Raw genomic sequence first — 14,947 nt, 5'->3', positions numbered from 1 at the left:
TGTACTGTACCGCGTTCGCTGCCGATCAACAGCGCCCGAGTCACGCCTTCTTGCGCGACAGCAGATAAATCCCCGCCAGCACCAGCACGGTACCGGCCAGCTGGATACCGGTAATCGGTTCGTTAAGGATCATCGCGCCCAGGAACAGCGTCGATACCGGCCCGACCATGCCCGCTTGCGACGCGGTGCTGGCGCCTATCCGCGCCACCGCAATCATCGTCATCAGCACCGGCAGTACCGTGCAGAAAAACGCATTGAACATCGACAGCCAGTAGACCTCCATCGGTTGCACCAGCAGCGCGGCAGGCCGCAGCAAAAAGAACTGGCCGATGCAGGCCGCGCTGGAGACACACATCGCGTACGACACCAGCCGCAGCACGCCGACCCGGCGCACCATCTCGCCGGACGCCAGCAGATACAGCGCATACGAGACCGCAGCGCCGAGCACCATCGAGGCACCCAGCAGCACGTTGGCGCCGCCGGTGCGGGCGTCGTGCACGAACACCAGCAGCATGCCGACATACGAAATAAGGAGCGCGCCCCATTCCAGCGGCGTGATTTTTTTCTTCAGGAAGAGCGCCGAAATCAGCAGCACGAACGAGGGCGTCAGAAACAGAATCAGCCGTTCGAGTCCGGCGCTGATGTATTGCAAGCCCAGGAAATCCAGAAAGCTCGACAGGTAATAGCCGAGCAATCCCAGTACCAGAATGCGACCGCGCTCGGAATTCGAGAGCGACGGCTGGGTGCGCATTTTCCACAAGGCGATGACCAGGAAAAACGGCAGCGAGAACAGCATCCGGAATGCAATCAGCGTGACCGCGTCGACGTTGTAGCGATAGATCAGCTTGGCCACGATGGCCTTGGTCGAGAACAGAATCGCGCCGGTGACCGCGATGGCCAGACCGACCAGAAAGGCCTTGCGGGCAGAGGCAGCAGCAGCAGAAGCAGCAGCCGATTCAGCGACAGCGACAGTCATCCGCTTACGACTTGATCAGGTGGCCGAGCTTGGCCGCCTTGGTATCGAGATAACGGCTATTGAAGGTATTACGCTGAACCAGCAACGGAATCCGTTCGACCACGTTGACGCCCAGCTGGGTCAGTGCATTGATCTTGCGCGGGTTGTTGGTCATCAGGCGCAGGGCGGTGATGTGCAGATGGGCCAGCATCGGCAGGGCCAGACTGTAGTTGCGCTGGTCCGGCAAAAAGCCCAGTTCCTGATTCGCCTCGACCGTATCGGCACCGCCATCCTGCAGGTGATAGGCACGCAGCTTGTTGAGCAAGCCGATGCCACGTCCTTCCTGACGCAGATACAGCAGTACGCCGCGGCCTTCGGTGGCGATCATTTGCAGCGACGCTTCCAGTTGTGCACCGCAATCGCAGCGCTGGCTGAACAGCGCGTCACCAGTCAGGCATTCCGAATGCATGCGCGCCAGCACCGGAGCACCATCCTCGAAATCGCCCAGCGCCATCGCCAGATGCTCTTTGCCCGTGGCGGCTTCGGTGAAGGCATGCAGACGGAAGGTGGCCCAGGGAGTAGGCAGATCACAAGTGGTGGCGTATTCCAGCACGGCTTGCGGCAAGGCGCTGGCGGACTGATCGAACTGATTTTGCGGCATGGCACATCTCACGGAAGGACAACGTCAATCAAAAAGCGGACGCAGCAGCGTGAAAGATCGTCACGTCAGCTGCGTCGGAGAGCCATCGGCTACGACTCTTGATGCTCGACAATCCGCAAGGATATCAGGCCGGCGTCCTTTTGTTGCCGCAGGCGTCAGGGAACCGGCTGGAATTCGGTCGGATCGAAGTGCAAATCGACGGCTGCACCCGGGGCCAGCAGGCCGGCCGGACTGCGGTTGAGCGTATCGACCATCAGCGTACAGGCCTGCGCCGTCACATGATAGCGAATCACGTTACCCAGCAATTGATGATGCTTCACGATGGCCGCAATGCAGGGCTGACACGGGTCCTGCGGCAGTCTGCCGGAGGCCGTGATGCGGATCGACTCCGGCCGGATCGCCAGTTGTCCCGGTATTTGCAGGCCCAGCAAGCGGCTCGCCTGCGCGCCATCGAGCACATTGAAACTGCCCATGAAGCCTGCCACGAACGCCGACGCCGGCCGGGTATAAATCGCTTCGGCGCTGCCCTGCTGGACGATGCGCCCACCCTCCATCACGACAATCCGGTCCGACAGGATCATTGCCTCTTCCTGGTCGTGGGTGACGAAGACCGTGGTCAGTTTCAGTTGCTGCTGGATGCGACGGATCTGTTGCTGCAAGTGCTTGCGGATGCGGGCATCGAGGGCCGACAGCGGTTCATCGAGCAGCAGGATGCGCGGGCGCACCACCAGTGCGCGCGCCAGCGCGACCCGCTGTCGCTGGCCACCCGAAAGCTGGTGTACCAGTTTGGTTTCGTGGCCCTGCAATTCGACCAGCGCAACGATGTCGGCCACGCGCCGTGCAATCTCGGTAGCCGGCAGGCGCTGCATGCTCAGGCCGAAGGCAATGTTGTCGCGCACGTTCAAATTCGGGAACAGCGCATAACTCTGGAACACCATGCCGATGCCGCGCTGCTGTGGCGCCATGCCGGTGATGTCGACGCCAGCGACGCTGATGCTGCCGCGGTCGGGCGCGGTCAGGCCGGCAATGCAGCGCAGCAGCGTCGATTTGCCGCAACCGCTGGGCCCCAGCAGGGTCACCAGTTCGCCTTCGGCGATGGTGCAATCGATCTGATCCAGTACGGTGGTGCGGCCAAAGGTTTTGCTCAGTCCGGCGATGCGCAGGTAATCCATGAAATCCTAACGGGAGAGACGGGTGGCGATCCAGGTCACGATCAGCGTGAACAGGAAATACGTCATCACGACGGCGCTGGTGAAATGGCCACTGGTCGAGCGCATCGTGTACAGGTAGACATTGAGCGTTTCGAAACGCCCTCCCACCAGCATGTTGGCAAACACGAATTCGCCCAGCAAAAATGAAAACGACAGGAACAATGCCGCCATCAGGCCCTTGCGCAGGTTCGGCAGGATCACCCGCAGGAACGCCACGGTCGTGCTGGCACCGAGCAGATGCGCCGCGTCCATCAGGTCGCGCACCTGCATGCCCTGCAGGCCGCTGGCCAGCGCCCGGTAAATGAACGGCAGCACGATCGTGAAATAGCAGCCGACCAGTATCCATGGCGTGCCGGCCAGCGGCAGCGGACCATCGGCATACAATTGCAGCAAGCCGACCGACGAGACCACCGGCGGCACCGCAAATTGCAGCAGGATCAGCAGGTTCATCGCACGGTCGAGCCGCGGAAAATAATAGAACACCACGAAGGCCGCCGGCACTACCAGCAGCGTTGCCAGTACCAGTGTGGCCAGCGCCACCAGCAATGAATGGCCGAACGCACTGAGGAATCGCGGCTCATGCAGCAATGCCCAATACCAGTCCAGTGTCAGGCCGTCCGGCAGCACCGTCGCGCCCCAGTGCTGCGACAGCGAATACAGCAAGGTTGCCAGTACCGGGATGCCGAGCAGGATGAGCAGGACGGCGACGACGCACCGGTGATAGCCATGGCTCTGGCTAGCATGCGTCTGACGCGACTTAGCGCCCATGATGCGTCCGTGCCAGCAGCCACTGGTTTATCGTGACCATCAGGATCATCAGCGCGATCAGCAGCACGGCCAGCGCCGCCGCCAGTTGCGGCTCCAGAAAAATATCTCCCGCCACCAGGCTGGCAATGCGGATCGTGACCAGGTTGTAGTTCGAGGTCATCAGCGCATACGCGCTGGCATACGCCCCCATCGCATTGGCAAACAGCAGGATGAAGGTTCCCAGCATGGCCGGCAACAGGACCGGCAAGCCGACCAGCTGCCAGTAGCGCAGCGCCGATGCACCGAGCAATGCGGCACTGTCCTGCCAGTCGTCATCGAGCGCATCAAAGGCCGGATACAGCAGCAGGACCGCCAGCGGAATCTGGAAATAGGTATAGATCAGCGTCAGCCCGGCCCGCGAATACAAACTGAAATCGCCCAGCCAGCCCCACTCGCGCAGCAGCAACGTGGCCGCGCCGTTGGCACCGAGGATGATGATGAACGCAAACGCCAGCGGCACGCCGCTGAGGTTGCTCGACATGTTGGTCAGCGCGACCGTCACATCGCGCACGCTGCCGTCAACGCGCCGGATCGAGGCCGCGCCCACCATGGCGACCAGCAGGCCACAGACGCTGGAGCCGGTGGCGATCCACAGGCTGTTGCCAAAAGCCTGCCGGTAAAACGACGAGCCCGTGATGGCAATGAAGTTGGCCAGCGACCAGGCATCCTCGACGCGCACGCTGTTGACCAGCACCCAGCCCGTCGGCGCCAGCGAAAACAGCGCCACGACTACCAACATCGGTATTAGCAGCAACGCCGCCCGCCAGCGTTGCGGCACCAGTGTACGGTGCATCAGGCCAGCAGCGCCCGGTTACGGGGCTTCTCGTGCGGCACCCCGAGCAGGTCAGCCATGATGCCGCACAGTTCGGTCTGGCGCGGCTGTGCCAGCGGATCGTGGCTGAAGCCGGCACCGATCACGAACAGCGGCACTTGCCGCTCTTCCGGCAGCACGCCGCGATGCGTGTGGTCGCGGTTCATGCCATGGTCGCTGGTGACGATGATCTGATGACCCGCGTCCATCCAGCCCGGCACAACGGTCGACAGCGCGTTGTCGACGTTGCGCGCGGCATTGCGGTACTGGCCGCTGTCGCCGCCGTGCCGGTGACCGGCATCGTCGGTATTCATCGGATGAATCAGCAAAAAATCCGGATCATGCCTGCGCCGCAAAATCTCGCCATCCAGCAGCAAGTGGTCATCGGGATAGCTGTCGGCGTGATAGAACACGCCATGCTGGATCGGCAGCGTCGCGTCGTCGGTAAAGCGGTCGCGTACTGCTTCGTAGGGCGTGCGATTGTAGAGTTCGCTGATCCAGTGATAGGCCGCGGCCGCCGTCGTGCCACCGGCCCGGCGCGCGAGATGAAAGATGCTGTCGTGGTGCGACAGGCGCGTGACCTGGTTGTGCACCACGCCGCTGTCGACCGGACGCACGCCGGTCAGGATGCATTCGTAGAGCGGACGCGAGAGCGAAGGCAGTTCGCATTCCATCCGGTACAGGCTGGCACGCTGCGCTTCGCACAGGCCCTGCAAAAAGCCCATGCCATCGTAGGCTGCCTGCCAGGCCAGTCCGTCGATGAGGACCAGGATTACCTTGCTGTTCATGGCGCCCTTTATTTGTTGAACATCATGACCTGCTCTTGCCACTGGCGCGGCAAGGCCCGGGTAGTTTTTTCCCACGCGGCGAAATCCTGGATCGGCTTCGCATTCTGGTATTGCGCCGCCGGCAGCATCTTGTCCTGCACGTCTTTCGGCATCACCACGTTGCTGCGGATTGGCCGTGCATGGCCGCGCGCCAGGTTGATCTGGCCTTCATCGCTGAAGATGAATTCGCGCATCAATCTGGCGGCGTTCGGATGCCGTGCGTACTTGTTGATGATGGTGGTGTAGCCCGCCACCAGCGATCCATCCTGCGGAATGGCGACCGTGAACTGGCCCGGGTCGATCTTGTCGCGATAGCTCAGCGCATTGAAGTCCCACAGCAGGGCGACTTCGACCTCGCCTTTTTCCATGTTGGCGATGCTCGGATTGGCCAGCGACAAGCGCCCTTGCCGGGCCAGTTCGGCGAACAGTTTGTAAGCCGGCGCCAGGTCTTTTTCATTGCCGCCAAAAGCCAATGCAGCAGCCAGCACGGCGCTGTTGGCTTGCGACGCGACACCGACTTCGCCGACCGTCACGCGATAGGTGCCGCTCAACAGGTCTTTCCAGTTTTTTGGCGGATTCTTGACCAGCTTGTTATTGCTGATGAAGGCCATCGTGCCGGTGTACGCCAGCATCCAGTGGCCGTCGGCGTCCTTGGCCCAGGCCGGAATGTCGCTCCAGGTCGCCGGCTTGTAGGCTTGCGTGACGCCCCTGGCGACCGCGATCGGCCCGAACGAATGGCCGACGTCGCCGATGTCTGCCGAGGCATTGGATTTCTCGGCCTCGAACTTGGCGATTTCCTGCGCCGAACTCATGTCGGTGTCCTGGTGCGTGATGCCGTACAGGCGCGCCATCGCAGCCCACGACTGTTTCCAGTTGGCCCAGTCGGGTGGCATGCCGAGGCTATTGACGGCGCCTTCTTTTTTGGCAGCGGCAATCAGCGTGGTCAGATTCTGCTGGGCCGCTGCGCTTCCTGCGGCCACCAGCAAGGCGGCCGCAATCAGTGTCGTTACGAGTGATTTTTTCATGTCATTTACCACCGTGCGCAGCGCGCTTGAAGTCGAACAGATTCATCAGATCGCCGATGGCCGGCTGGTTCAATGGCACGTAGGGATGGCGCGGATCGCTGACCGGGTTCGGCAGGTTGTCGCGGCTGCGCGCCGACAGCGGTGGCAGCGACCAGTTGGCTTCGATGAATTTGAGGATAGAGGCATGGTCGTAGTAGGTGTGATCGACATGACCACGCCTGGCATACGGCGACACCGCGATCAGCGGAATGCGCGTGCCGTCGCCAAAAAAGTCGATGGCCTGGACATATCCCGAGTCGTAATAGCCGCCGCCTTCGTCGAAGGTCACCAGGACCACCGTGTTTTTCCACAGCGCCGGGTTGGCCTTGACGCGCGTGATCACGTCCTGCGCCAGTGCATCGAAGCTGGTTTGCATGGCATATCCGGGATGCCCCGAGATGCTGTCATACGGCGCGATGAAACTCACGGCCGGAAAAGTTTTTGCGTCTTTCACATCGACATAAAACTGCTGCAGGTCCTGCAGATTTTCCTTGTCCGGGCCGGTCATCGTGGAAGTGAAGAAGGTCGGCGTGTCGCACATCGCGCAATACTCCTTGTCGGTCTTGACGCCGTCGTTGCGACCGCCCGAATACCATTTCCAGGAGACGCCGCCGGCACTCAGGCCATCGCCGATATGCGGGATGGTTTGCGGCGGCAACAGGAATTTATCCGGCCCGGTTGGCAGCAAGTCCCCTTTCGGCGTATAGGCCGGGTCCATGTTGTTGACCATGTAGTACGTATCGGCAGCGCAGTTGCCGTCATTGAAAGCGCGGTACGGCAATTTTTTCAGATGATTGCGGATGCCGGCCACACCCGGCAGTGCCGGGTCGTCACAGCGCACATACGTGCCGCCGCGATAGCCGTCCTCGGTGTACCAGTTGTTGGTGCCGGGCTGGGTATCGGGATTTTCAATCAGCCTGGCAGCCGGCATGCCCGGCTTGCCATCGACGGTAAAGAACGAGACATCACCGGTGGCCAGCGCAAAATAATTCACGGTGGTGCCGCCCATGATGGGCTGGTGGTAGTTGTCGGCAATGGAGTAGGTATCGGCCAGGTGCTTGAAGTACGGCGCGTCGCCGGTCGACATGTTGTAGAAGCCCATTGCAACGCCGCCCTGGAAGGTCGGCTTGCCGGGACCGAGCGGCAGCCAGGGATTGCTCGGACCCAGCCCGGCACTCTCTGCCACCCAGACGAACAGGTCGTTGCTGCCGCCATTGGTCTGTTGCCACATCTGAAAAAACCGATGTGCCGGGTCGCCGGTATGGGCACCATAACTGACGTGGTGGGTAATCTGGAACGGCCCGTTCGGCATCGCCTTCGGAAACCGCGCATCGGGCACATCGTGGCGCTGGCCGAAGGCGCCCAGCGCATACGGTTGCGGTAAGGCGGGGTACGTGCCGGTCGTGGGTGGTGTCGGGTTGTACGGACCGAGATTCTCGGCGGTCTTCTGGGCCGCATCCCGAAAGCGCGGACCCGGCGAACCATCTGCCTTGACGATGCCTTTGGACAGCAGGTTCGAGATCGTCTGGCCGCGTTTGGGCTGGTAGACACCGAACATGTTGTCGAAGGTACGGTTCTCGCCCACTAGCACGATGACGTGCTCGATGGGTGTCACGGGTGTCACGGGTGTAACGGGGGCGGCGTGGACGAGTGCAAACGGCAGCAACAACAGGGCCGGTAGTGGGCAGAGAAAATGGCGCATCAGGAGTACTCCGGAAAACATTGTGGAGGGCACGACATTTACAGAGTAAATATCGTGTCCTCCCGGGGATCAGGCCAACCGGAACCGAACGGTTCCGGCGCAGTGTCAACTCAGATCTTGCCGCCGATCGTCAGGAACATCTGGCGTGGCGCACCCGTCAGCAGGGTCTGGCTGGTGCCAGATGGGTCCGACTTCGAAAAGCCGTTGCTGCCGATGGTGCTGAAGTAATCCTTGTTCAGCAGGTTGTCGACATTGAGCTGGATCGAGACATCCTTGAGTGCACCGAACGACTTCATCTTGTAGCCGGCGGTCAAATTCAGCAGCCAGAACTTCGGCACCGAGGCGTCATTGAGGTAGGTGTAATAGCGCTTGTCGGTGAACTTGGCGTTGGTGCGGGCAAACCAGTGCTCGTTCTCGTAGGCCAGTTCGGTATTGAACATCAGCTTGGGCGCATCCACCACTTGCTTGCCGCTGACCGGCACTATCGCGCCATCCAGATAATCGGACTTGTACTGCGAGTCGTTGTAGGTCAGCGAGTTGAACCACGACCATTGCGGCGCCAGCTTCAGTTCGGCAGCAGCTTCAACGCCATTCGTGATGACCTTGCCGACGTTGGCGAAAGTCGACGCGCAACCGACGATGGCCGGACAGTTCGCAATACCCAGCTGGCGGTCCTTGAACTCGGCGTGGTAGACGGCCACCGAACCACTCATCTGCGCGCGCTTGAAGCGATAGCCGAGATCCAGCGAGGTCGAGGTTTCCGGTTTCAGCGAGGTGCTCGATGCATTGAACGACGCTTGCGATTGCGAGAACACGCCACCGATCCCCGGCGAGAAGGCGCGCATGTTTTCTGCCAGCGAGGCGAACAGCTCGTCATCTTTGGTCAGCGCGTAGTTCAGGCCGATCTGCGGCAGGAACGACTTGGTCGCCACTACCGAACCGGCAGCACGGGTGCCTACTACCGAGACCGAATCAATCGCCACTTTCGGCGACTTGAAACCGAGGTTCAGCTTGAGCTTGTCGTCCAGCATCGAGACCGTATCCTGCAGGTAGAACTGGGTCGTGGTGGTGGTGTAGTCCTGCTTGAAGTCGGTCCGGAACGGGTTCGACAAATACGTGTTGGTGTCACGGTTATCGATCACCGCGTAGTAGTTGCGGGTGACGTTATGCAGGCTGCGCTCGGCCCAGAAACCACCGTTGATGGAGTGCTGTCCGGCATCCCAGGTCAGGTCGCTGATGACGCCGTCGCGACCGATCTTGTATTCGGTGGTGCGGATCGATATCGGCATGGCGGCGGAGGTTGCCACGTACGGCGTGTACCAGTGTCCCTGGCCTTCATTGTGATGGTGGTAGAGCGTGGTCTTGAGCACGGTCGATGGCGTCAGGTTGACCTCCAGCGTGGCGCCGGCCAGGTCATCCTTGCGCAAGCCGCTGGCCTGGTAGTAGGCGTCATCGATGCTGGTTTCGCCAGCCGTGTAGATACCGCGCGCCGCATTGACGGCTTGCTGAAAGTTGGGCGCGTAGTTGTCCCATTTCGCGCCGAGGCGCCGGGTCATTTCCAGCGACATGTCCTGATAATCAATTTCCTTGCGGTCCGAGTGGTTGTAGAACACGGATAGCTTGTTATCGCCAAAACGCTGCACCAGCTTGCTGTTGAACTGGTCCAGATCCTGCGAGCCCTCGCCCTTCCATTTGTCGGAACGATGACGGGTCAGGCTGACGGCGATCTTGGTATCGGATGGCAGCAGGCCGGAGTCGACGCGAACAAAGGTGCGGAAGGTGCTGTCGCTGCCGAAGGTCTGCGCGAACGTGCCGCCCATCTTGTCGCTCGGATCCATCGAGACGAACTGCACGGTACCGCCAAGGTTGCTGGTCGATGCGGTACCGACGGCGCCGGAGCCTTGCGACAGGTTCACGCGGCCGATGTTTTCGGACGAGATGGCGCGGCTGATGTGCAAGCCATTGTTGTTACCGTAGCTCATGTCACCGAGCGGCACGCCGTCGAGCGTGAAGCCCATCTGGTTCTGGTTGAAGCCGCGCACGCTGAAGCGGGTTGACCATTCGTACGCGCCAAACGGATCGGCTGACTGGAAACTCACGCCCGGCAGTTTTTCCAGCGTCTTCAGCGGACTGGTGCCCGGCAAGGCTTTGGCAAGATCATCCTGCGTCAGTTTTTGCAACTGGCGGGTCTGGCCCTGGCCAAAGACGGTGATGACTTCGGTGACGGGTGCAGCTTCTTGTGCTTGTGCCGAGAATGCCAGCGCTTGCAGGATCAACAGGGTCAGCGGTTTGATGCGAAGGAAATGTGCCACGTGGACTCTCTCGTTTTGGATAAAAAAATTTGTCGTTGCGTACAACGCAAGGAAGCTGCATTTCCATTCCACATCAACCGGACAGCATTAAAAAAATGTGGATTTGGAAACATTGAACGGGAGTCTAACGACGGCGTGTTACTGCAACATGACACCAGGAAACACAAAAAATGAAGGATTCGTGGCTAAAAAAAAGCGGCAGCGACGAACTGAATTCGCCGATGCCGCGTGCTCGGGAAGGTGCTGCAAATGCCGACGGATCGGCAACCGGATCAGGCGGGTAAAAGCTCGCCGATCGTTGTACGGGTCTGTGCCAGCGCTTTCATAACAGCAGCCTCGCCCATGCCCAGACCTTCGCTATGAATGAACGTGATCTCGGTCAGGCCCAGAAAGCCCAGCACCGCACGCAGATAGGTTTCATGGAAGTCCATTACCTTCGCCGGACCTTCGCTGTAGACGCCTCCACGCGAGGTGAAGACGTAGACTTTTTTGCCGGTCAGCAGACCTTCCGGACCATTGGCACCGTACTTGAATGTCAGGCCGGCACGGGCAACGTGGTCGATCCAGGCTTTCAGCGACGAGGTGATCGAAAAGTTGTACATCGGCGCACCGATGACGATGACATCCGCCGCTTTCAGTTCTGCCACCAGCGTGTCCGACAGGCTGGCATCGATGGTCTGTTGCGGCGAGCGTGCGTCTGCTGGCGTGAAAAAAGCGCCCAGCACCTGGCCTGTCAGATGCGGCAACGGTTGACTGGCGACATCGCGTTCGACCACCGTGCTGGCAGGATGGGCGGCTTGCAGCCTGGCGACGAATTCGCCGGTGACCTGACGCGAAATCGAATCGGCGAGACGGGCGCTGCTGTTGATGTGAAGAATAGTGGTCATGGTGTTTTCTCTGGTTGTTGTGGATGGCGAAGTCAGTGAGTAATTCAGACGGCAGTTCCGTGTTCGATACGGCCCATTTTTCCTTGCTGGAAGTCCTGCACCGCTTGCTGCAACTGGCGGTGGGTATTCATCACGAAGGGTCCGTGCCGCACGATCGGCGCGTCCAGCGGATCGCCGCCGAGCACCAGCACGTCGAGACCCGCGGCACCTGCCTCGATCAGCGCACTACCCTGTCCTTCCAGCTGGATTAGCTGGCCCGGCGCGCCTTCAGTGCGGTCGATGCCGCAGCACCCGCTTCCTGCGACGACGTAGACAGCCGCCTGTGCCACGCCGTCCAGCGGGACGACGCAACGGGCATCCGCTTGCAACGTCAGGTGCAGCAGCCACGGATTGCCGAAGCTCGCTACCGGTCCGGTGCGTTCGCCCAGCTGTCCGGCGATCAGACGCAATTGCACCTTGCCGTCCTGTTCGGTCCAGTGCGGAATCTGGTCGGCATCGTAGGCCTGGTACTGCGGTGCATCCATCTTGTGATCGCTCGGCAAATTGATCCAGAGCTGCGCGCCGTGCACCCGGCCGCCATCGCGCAGCAGGGCTTCGTCCGGACTTTCATCGTGCACGATGCCGCGTCCTGCGCGCATCCATTGCGCTCCGCCCGCCTGCAGCGTGCTGACATTGCCCAGGCTATCGCGGTGACGCATGCCGCCGCCTTCAAAAAAATAGGTCAGGGTTTCGATGCCGGCATGCGGATGGTCGGGTGCTCCCATGGCCTTGCCCGGGGCGTAATCAACCGGACCAAAATGGTCAACGAAGATGAACGGACCGACCGCTTCCAGGCCGGCTGCGGGCACGGCGCGCTGGACCTCGAAGCCGGCGCCTTCGATGACGCGTTGCGCCTGGGTGATGCGGGCAACGCCGCGCGTTGTTTTCTGTGCTGTGATGGACATGCTGCTCTCCCGTTAAATTAGCTTGGAAAGGATCATAGTCAGGATTTACTATCGATGAAACCCCGAAAATTTCCATCGATAGCATCGATTAAATCACTATGCGTGAACCCGGCACTCCGACCATCGATCAGTTGCGCGTCTTCGTGGCCGTAGTCGACGCGGGCAGTTTCTCGCGCGCGGCGAAGGAATTGCACCGGACCCAATCCGTGATCAGCTACACCATTGCCAACCTGGAAGCGCAGCTCAACGTCGTACTGTTTGATCGCAGCAAACGCAAACCACTGCTGACCGCAGCCGGCCAGTTATTGCTGGCCGATGCCCGTAGCGTGGCGCTCAAGGTCGATGCCATGCGGGCGCGCGCGAAGACCCTGTCCGAAGGCATGGAAGGCGAGGTCTCGCTGGCAGTCGACGTGATGTTCCCGACCGCGACTCTGGTGCGCATCCTTGAATGTTTTCAGGCGCACTTCCCGACCGTGGGCCTGCGCCTGCGCATCGAAGCACTCGGTGCGGTCACGCAACTGGTGCTCGATGGGGTCAGCAAGATCGGTGTCTCCGGCTGGATGATCAATACGCCCGACGCCATCGAACGTCAGGCGCTGGGCAGCGTGCGCCTTGTGCCGGTGGCGGCACCGGGCCATCCGCTGGCGCGCGAGCCGGCGCCGATCCCGACCGCGATCGCGCGCGAGCACACGCAACTGGTGCTGACCGACCGCAGCACATTGACTGCCGGCAGCAATTTCGGGGTGTTCGCCATGCGCGACTGGCGGCTGGGCGACCTCGGTGCCAAACACGCCTTGCTGCGCAGCGGTCTGGGCTGGGGTCACATGCCCGAAGCGATGGTCGAAACCGATCTGACCAGCGGCAGACTGGTCCGGCTGGTGCTGGCCGAAATTCAGCCGGTGATCTATCCGCTTTACTTGATACAGCGCGTCGAAGACCCGCCCGGCCAGGCCGGCCGCTGGCTGATTCAGCAATTGCGCGAGCAGGCACCGGAAGTCGCGCGGCCATCCTGAAGCGGTTGCGGTCAATACGGACTTCGCGGCCTTTTGGTATATTCCGGCTTTCCCGCGGTCCCGCTCCTTCATCCCTGACACACTGCACACCATGCCCAAGTTCACTCTCCTGCTGCAGCAATACGGCCTGCTGCTGGTGTTCGCCAATGTCCTGCTGGAACAGATGGGTTTGCCGATCCCGGCCTTTCCGATACTGATCGTGGCCGGTGCGCTGGCCATGCTTGGTGACCTGAGCTGGCAAGCCTGCCTGGCCGTGAGCATAGGCGCGTGTCTGATTACCGACCTCAGCTGGCACAAGGCCGGCAGGCATTTCGGCAAGCGCATCCTTGGCCAGCTGTGCCGCATTTCGTTGTCGCCCGATACCTGTGTCAGCAATACCGAAGACATCTTTCGCCGCTGGGGACCGAAGTCGCTGCTGGTCAGCAAATTCATCCCGGGTTTCAATACCATCGCGCCGCCGCTGGCTGGTGCCATGGGGACGCCGCGTGGCAAATTTCTGTTGTTCAGCATGACCGGTTCGCTGCTGTGGGCCGGTTCCGGCCTGGCCATCGGCGCCATTTTTTACAAGAGTATCGATCGCGTGCTGGAGGTACTGAGCACCATGGGTGCCACTGCATTGCTAGTCATCGGCGTGCTGCTGGGCTTGTTCATTCTGTACAAATACATCGAGCGCCGTCGTCTGATGCGGGCACTGTTCATGGCGCGCATTTCGGTCAGCCAGTTACGCGAGATGATCGACGCCGGTCTGTCACCGGTGATCGTGGATGCACGCAGTCGGACCGCGCAGGAACTCGAAGCAGCCATCCCCGGTGCCATCCTGTACGGGCACACCGATCACGCGGCGGCGTTCGACAGCGTACCGCGCGACCGCGACATCATCGTCTACTGCAACTGCCCGAACGAAGCATCGGCAGCACTCATTGCACGCAAGTTGATTGGACACGGCTTTGTACGCGTGCGGCCGCTGGTCGGCGGCCTCGACGCCTGGCGCGAAGCCAGCGAACTACCGCTTGCCGCCCTTCAGGATTGATCCCAATACGCCGCGAATAATCTCGCGACCGACCTGCGAGCTGATCGACCGCACTGCCGACTTCATCATGGTTTCGACCATGCTGTCACTGCGCCGGGTCGGGCTTTTGCCGCCGAACACGCCACCCAGCACATCCCTGAATGTGTCACCGAGCGAGCCGCCAGCCAGTAGGTTGGACTGCAAAGCCCAACATGCGTCACACTCCCTCTGCGGGTCGCCACGACGCGCGGTCTGCGGTAGCTAAAACGGGTTGCGCTCCGTGGAGCCAAGCCGGGGGCGGCCCGGCAGCCGGTCACTTCTTTTTGTTTCGCCAAAAAGCAGTAACCAAGAAAAAGGCGACCGCAAGACCGCTGCCCTGCGGGTTCCCAAAAACCGGGTACGGCAAGAGGGAGACCCGCAAACTCGCTGCGCTCAGACAGTGCGGGTCTCTGATCCTCTTGCCGCACCCGGTTTTTGGCAGCGATCTTTTTACGCGGAATTCAAGGTCAAGACCAAGCCCAGCCTTGGTGATCGATTGATGGCCAGGCTCGCTTTGCGCGAGAAAACTTCCTCGTCGTGATCGACATCGAGTTCAAAACCAACGTCAAAACCAACGTCTAAACCAACGTCTAAACCAACGTCAAAACCAACGTCAAAACCAACGTCAAAACCAACGTCAAAACCAAAACCTACAAGGCTTTTACAAGCCATCTTTCTCGCGCAAAGCGAGCCTGGCCATCAATC

15 protein-coding genes are annotated in these 14,947 nt (G+C 60.9%); 2 read left to right on the top strand and 13 right to left on the bottom strand.

Annotated features, from left to right (window positions below):
* Positions 1–40: 40 nt before the first annotated feature.
* The 11 genes from ABD720_RS18325 to ABD720_RS18275 form a co-directional block, all read right to left on the bottom strand.
* On the bottom strand, positions 41–976 hold the full coding sequence (locus ABD720_RS18325; protein WP_344765570.1) for a DMT family transporter: 936 nt from the start codon (positions 974–976) through the stop codon (positions 41–43).
* Positions 977–980: 4 nt separating this feature from the next.
* Positions 981–1,616 (bottom strand): GTP cyclohydrolase II, encoded by a 636-nt coding sequence (ribA, locus tag ABD720_RS18320; RefSeq protein WP_344765568.1) that lies wholly within the window; start codon positions 1,614–1,616, stop codon positions 981–983.
* A gap of 155 nt (positions 1,617–1,771) precedes the next feature.
* Positions 1,772–2,788, bottom strand: coding sequence for an ABC transporter ATP-binding protein (locus tag ABD720_RS18315; protein ID WP_344765567.1), 1,017 nt, complete (start codon positions 2,786–2,788; stop codon positions 1,772–1,774).
* Positions 2,789–2,794: 6 nt separating this feature from the next.
* Positions 2,795–3,595, bottom strand: coding sequence for an ABC transporter permease (locus tag ABD720_RS18310; RefSeq protein WP_344765566.1), 801 nt, complete (start codon positions 3,593–3,595; stop codon positions 2,795–2,797).
* On the bottom strand, positions 3,585–4,427 hold the full coding sequence (locus ABD720_RS18305) for an ABC transporter permease (RefSeq protein WP_344765565.1): 843 nt from the start codon (positions 4,425–4,427) through the stop codon (positions 3,585–3,587). Before ABD720_RS18305 ends, ABD720_RS18310 begins: the two co-directional genes overlap by 11 nt.
* Entirely contained in the window at positions 4,427–5,233 is an 807-nt protein-coding gene (locus tag ABD720_RS18300) for an alkaline phosphatase family protein (RefSeq protein ID WP_344765564.1), read from the bottom strand. The genes ABD720_RS18305 and ABD720_RS18300 overlap by 1 nt, the downstream gene beginning before the upstream one ends.
* Before the next feature lie 8 nt (positions 5,234–5,241).
* Positions 5,242–6,297 (bottom strand): ABC transporter substrate-binding protein, encoded by a 1,056-nt coding sequence (locus tag ABD720_RS18295; protein ID WP_344765562.1) that lies wholly within the window; start codon positions 6,295–6,297, stop codon positions 5,242–5,244.
* Position 6,298: 1 nt separating this feature from the next.
* Positions 6,299–8,038, bottom strand: a complete 1,740-nt coding sequence (locus tag ABD720_RS18290) for an alkaline phosphatase family protein (RefSeq protein ID WP_344765560.1) — start codon at positions 8,036–8,038, stop codon at positions 6,299–6,301.
* A 110-nt stretch (positions 8,039–8,148) separates the two neighbouring features.
* Positions 8,149–10,350, bottom strand: a complete 2,202-nt coding sequence (locus tag ABD720_RS18285; RefSeq protein WP_344765558.1) for a TonB-dependent receptor — start codon at positions 10,348–10,350, stop codon at positions 8,149–8,151.
* Between the two features lie 272 nt (positions 10,351–10,622).
* Entirely contained in the window at positions 10,623–11,237 is a 615-nt protein-coding gene (locus tag ABD720_RS18280; RefSeq protein WP_344765556.1) for an FMN-dependent NADH-azoreductase, read from the bottom strand.
* 44 nt (positions 11,238–11,281) lie between these two features.
* A complete protein-coding gene (locus ABD720_RS18275; RefSeq protein WP_344765554.1) occupies positions 11,282–12,181 on the bottom strand; it encodes a pirin family protein in 900 nt (299 codons plus the stop codon).
* A gap of 98 nt (positions 12,182–12,279) precedes the next feature.
* On the opposite strand from ABD720_RS18275, the gene ABD720_RS18270 reads away from it, so the two are divergent.
* A complete protein-coding gene (locus ABD720_RS18270) occupies positions 12,280–13,194 on the top strand; it encodes a LysR family transcriptional regulator (RefSeq protein ID WP_344765553.1) in 915 nt (304 codons plus the stop codon).
* A 91-nt stretch (positions 13,195–13,285) separates the two neighbouring features.
* Complete coding sequence (locus ABD720_RS18265) at positions 13,286–14,224, top strand: DedA family protein/thiosulfate sulfurtransferase GlpE (RefSeq protein WP_344765551.1); 939 nt, start codon at positions 13,286–13,288, stop codon at positions 14,222–14,224.
* Here the strand turns inward: ABD720_RS18265 and ABD720_RS18260 are convergent.
* Complete coding sequence (locus ABD720_RS18260) at positions 14,198–14,407, bottom strand: helicase HerA-like domain-containing protein (protein WP_425548007.1); 210 nt, start codon at positions 14,405–14,407, stop codon at positions 14,198–14,200. The genes ABD720_RS18265 and ABD720_RS18260 overlap by 27 nt on opposite strands.
* 285 nt (positions 14,408–14,692) lie before the next feature.
* Positions 14,693–14,914 (bottom strand): hypothetical protein, encoded by a 222-nt coding sequence (locus ABD720_RS18255; protein ID WP_344765549.1) that lies wholly within the window; start codon positions 14,912–14,914, stop codon positions 14,693–14,695.
* Positions 14,915–14,947 lie beyond the last annotated feature (33 nt).

This window comes from Actimicrobium antarcticum (assembly GCF_039536745.1).
Taxonomy (GTDB): domain Bacteria; phylum Pseudomonadota; class Gammaproteobacteria; order Burkholderiales; family Burkholderiaceae_D; genus Actimicrobium; species Actimicrobium antarcticum.
Note: the sequence above shows the minus strand (reverse complement) of the source record. Positions and strands in the feature narration are given on the sequence as shown.

What these genes read in the sequence shown, in the direction of transcription:
- ABD720_RS18325 (WP_344765570.1), bottom strand. Translation starts at nt 976, where the DNA reads ATGACTGTCGCTGTCGCTGAATCGGCTGCTGCTTCTGCTGCTGCTGCC.
- ribA (WP_344765568.1), bottom strand. Translation starts at nt 1,616, where the DNA reads ATGCCGCAAAATCAGTTCGATCAGTCCGCCAGCGCCTTGCCGCAAGCC.
- ABD720_RS18315 (WP_344765567.1), bottom strand. Translation starts at nt 2,788, where the DNA reads ATGGATTACCTGCGCATCGCCGGACTGAGCAAAACCTTTGGCCGCACC.
- ABD720_RS18310 (WP_344765566.1), bottom strand. Translation starts at nt 3,595, where the DNA reads ATGGGCGCTAAGTCGCGTCAGACGCATGCTAGCCAGAGCCATGGCTAT.
- ABD720_RS18305 (WP_344765565.1), bottom strand. Translation starts at nt 4,427, where the DNA reads ATGCACCGTACACTGGTGCCGCAACGCTGGCGGGCGGCGTTGCTGCTA.
- ABD720_RS18300 (WP_344765564.1), bottom strand. Translation starts at nt 5,233, where the DNA reads ATGAACAGCAAGGTAATCCTGGTCCTCATCGACGGACTGGCCTGGCAG.
- ABD720_RS18295 (WP_344765562.1), bottom strand. Translation starts at nt 6,297, where the DNA reads ATGAAAAAATCACTCGTAACGACACTGATTGCGGCCGCCTTGCTGGTG.
- ABD720_RS18290 (WP_344765560.1), bottom strand. Translation starts at nt 8,038, where the DNA reads ATGCGCCATTTTCTCTGCCCACTACCGGCCCTGTTGTTGCTGCCGTTT.
- ABD720_RS18280 (WP_344765556.1), bottom strand. Translation starts at nt 11,237, where the DNA reads ATGACCACTATTCTTCACATCAACAGCAGCGCCCGTCTCGCCGATTCG.
- ABD720_RS18275 (WP_344765554.1), bottom strand. Translation starts at nt 12,181, where the DNA reads ATGTCCATCACAGCACAGAAAACAACGCGCGGCGTTGCCCGCATCACC.
- ABD720_RS18270 (WP_344765553.1), top strand. Translation starts at nt 12,280, where the DNA reads ATGCGTGAACCCGGCACTCCGACCATCGATCAGTTGCGCGTCTTCGTG.
- ABD720_RS18265 (WP_344765551.1), top strand. Translation starts at nt 13,286, where the DNA reads ATGCCCAAGTTCACTCTCCTGCTGCAGCAATACGGCCTGCTGCTGGTG.
- ABD720_RS18255 (WP_344765549.1), bottom strand. Translation starts at nt 14,914, where the DNA reads ATGGCTTGTAAAAGCCTTGTAGGTTTTGGTTTTGACGTTGGTTTTGAC.